Source organism: Moorena sp. SIO4E2, from assembly GCF_010671945.1.
In the GTDB taxonomy this organism is placed as follows: Bacteria; Cyanobacteriota; Cyanobacteriia; order Cyanobacteriales; family Coleofasciculaceae; genus Moorena; species Moorena producens.
The window spans coordinates 1-3,039 of the sequence record NZ_JAAHIE010000736.1; the positions used below are offsets into that span (position 1 = coordinate 1).

At 43.6% G+C, this 3,039-nt stretch carries 1 protein-coding gene and 1 pseudogene; both read right to left on the reverse strand.

Annotated elements, in window-relative coordinates:
* Nucleotides 1–223: 223 nt before the first annotated feature.
* Complete coding sequence (locus F6K37_RS36275; RefSeq protein WP_008189300.1) at nucleotides 224–2,746, reverse strand: serine/threonine-protein kinase; 2,523 nt, start codon at nucleotides 2,744–2,746, stop codon at nucleotides 224–226.
* Nucleotides 2,747–2,767: 21 nt separating this feature from the next.
* Nucleotides 2,768–3,039 (reverse strand): annotated as a pseudogene (locus F6K37_RS36280) (hypothetical protein); the annotation flags it as partial.

The following is a 3,039-nucleotide window of genomic DNA, read 5'->3' on the forward strand; positions in this document are numbered from 1 at the left end:
CAGATAGGGTGTCACTTATCTCCAAAAGACCACCATCCGAACAGTCAGTTAGGCTTTGAAGGTTTTCCTTCGCGCCCCTAGCTCATAAGCCTTGTATTGTAAGGTTCCTAGCTAGAACGAGCCGCACTTTGGCGTTCGGTGTAGGGTAGGTTGAATCTTGAAAGTAGACACTTAACATTCAACTGGCCTATTGACTGACTAATCACTTGACTAATCACTAGGATCAGGTTTCGTCAGACTCTAGCACTGTGGTAGATTCCGACAACGGAACAGTTTTCTGTGAACTCGAATAATCACTATCGGGCATGGTTTCCTCCTCTAGCACTGTGGTAGATTCCGACAACGGAACAGTTTTCTGTGAACTCGAACAGTCACTATCAACCATGGTTTCCTGTAGTGCTGGCACGGTGGAAGCCTCAGATTCTAGCACTACGGATGACTTAGGGCTACTAAACGAGAATGTTGGCAAGGTTGTGGTTAAAGGTTTCAGTGCTTCTAATACCTCCTGAGCCGACTGATAGCGACTTCGGAAGCTATAGCGCACCATTTTGTTGACCACTGTAGCTAATTCAGGACTGACCTGTGCCTTATCGAACCAAATTACTTCTCCAGTTATGGGATCTGTGGGTAATTTGCTAGGAGGTATGCCAGTAAGCGATCGCACAGCAATCATACCTGTGGCATAAATATCACTGTTAAATCTTGGACTACCCACAGCTTGTTCATTAGGCATATAACCTTTAGTACCAATGCCCACTGTGAAATTAGTCAGGTTTCGTCTTGGATGCAATTGATTAGTAATTTGTTTAACAGCGCCAAAGTCAATTAGCACCAGCTTGTGATCTAATTTGCGCCGAATTAGATTATCGGGTTTAATATCTCGGTGAATCACACTGTGACTGTGGACAAACTGCAATACCTGTAGAATATCTACCACTATGGCAATGACGTTGGCTTCAGGAAGAGGTTTCTGTGGTAACTCATCGCTGAGAGGATGACCATTAATGAACTCTTCAACTAGATAAAATTCTTGATTTTGATCAAAATAGGCTAACAGCTCAGGTATTTGGTGATGTTTGCCCAACTTTTCCAGAATTTCTGCTTCGGTGTGAAATAACCGTCGAGCCAGTTGCCAGTGTTGAGGATTATTGCTAGCAGGTTTGAGCTGCTTGACCACACAGGTCGGATTTCCCGGTCGTTGGGTGTCTTCAGCAATAAAGGTTTCGCCAAATCCTCCAGCACTAAGTCGTTTGATGATTTGATAGCGTCCACTTAACTTAGTAGCAAATAGTTCCTGTTCCGTTTCCTCCAGCAAATTGCGTAAATCATCCTGTCCAGAGATAATTTCTTGGACAATCGGCGCAGAAACGTAATGTTTGAGAGTTTGGCGTAGTTGCTGTTTATTCTTCAGGTCTTGCATTGCTCCCATAGCGCTACAGAAAATACCACTGAGAGTCATGCTAACTAAAGGCACTGCTGTAGGCAAAATTAGCCGCCCATACACGAAAAATAGATAACTGATTCCTCCCCAAGTGATTACCCCGAGCACTGTCCAGCCTAGGCAAACTTGCCATCGCTTAATCCGACTGAATAAGTACCTTACTACCGTAACCCCTAAGAAGATCAACACTCCTCTGTGGATAGGATTGGGAATTGCTTGGACAATGGCACGACCTTCGAGTAGTGTTGCGATCGCATTAGCATTGATTTCCACCCCAGCCATTCTGTCGGACACAGGAGTCCGATGAAAATCTGGTAATGAGCTAGCAGTTGGTCCAATTAACACAATCTTGTCTTGGAAAGACTTACCATCTTCTAGGCGAGTGTGCCAGCGATTATCGTCTAAGACATACCAGAAGGGAATAGATGGAAATACATCCGAACCGTAGAAGAAAATATTCTCTGCTTTGGGTTTCGTCCTCAGTCCTGAGTCTTGAGCAGCTGCCTTCGCGTAGCGTGGCCTTTTGGCCAAGGTAGCCTCGTTAAAGGAAGGTACTTTAAAAATCAGCTGATTAGATGTTTCTGCCAATTCTGGATTATTCTTAGCCCAAACTTTGGGATACTGATTGGCTAGACGATAGATTCTGCCATCCGGCTCAACAGGATAATTAATCGAACCTACAGATAGCTGGGGTGTCTCAAACAAAGAATTTGGCTTAACTAGCTTGATAGTCTCACCTTCAACAGTTTCGTAAGTCTCATACATAGCGGCCAGAGTAACCTTTTCGCCATAGTTTTTTAGCACCTCTCTCAACCGTTGATCATCTGCCTCACCGTAACTACTGGGACTATCTAACACAAGACTAACCGCGACAGACCTAGCTCCGGCAGCCATCAGCCGCTCAATCGCTGTAGCATAAGCAGCTCGTTTCCAAGGCCAGCTTTTGATAAGTTCTAAATCAGTTAGTGCTTGAGACTGATCATTAGAATAGGATTGATTTAAATTCAGAGACTCCTCATCAATTGCCAAAATCACTATATTGTCTGGGGGAGTCACCGGAGCCCTAAGTTGGAAAAACCAAGCTTGGGTTTGTCTTTCCATCCGTTGCACTCCCTCCCAATCACGAGCCGTTGAAATTGCTCCGAATAGGGGAAAAAAAACAGCTAGTATAAAACCTAATCTAGCTGGATTTAACCGAGTGTTATGCTGTGATGATGTATCTTTATTTGTAGAAATATCTGTATACTGAGTTGGTGTATGGGAAGGAATAATCTTCCCGAACCACCCCCTAGGATTAATAAACATTTTGAGTATTTTACTCGTTTATTATCTATAGTATCGAAGCAAATTTATTAGCTGCATAAAGATTATTAAAGCCTGTTTGAAAATTTGCTTAAGGAGTATATAGCAATTCTCATAGCTATGAGGTACAAAATTTCGGTATTTTAGGGAACAGCGGATCACCGGAACAGGGAACAGGAACCAACCCCTAACCCCTCCCAGGAGGGGAATAGGTAATAGGGAATAGGGATGCGCTGCATCAATACAGGGAATCAAAGTCAAAGAATACTGTACCTCATAACTGCGATAAACGCTAT

Coding starts and splice junctions, on each gene's coding strand:
- F6K37_RS36275 (WP_008189300.1), bottom strand. CDS start 2,746: ATGTTTATTAATCCTAGGGGGTGGTTCGGGAAGATTATTCCTTCCCAT.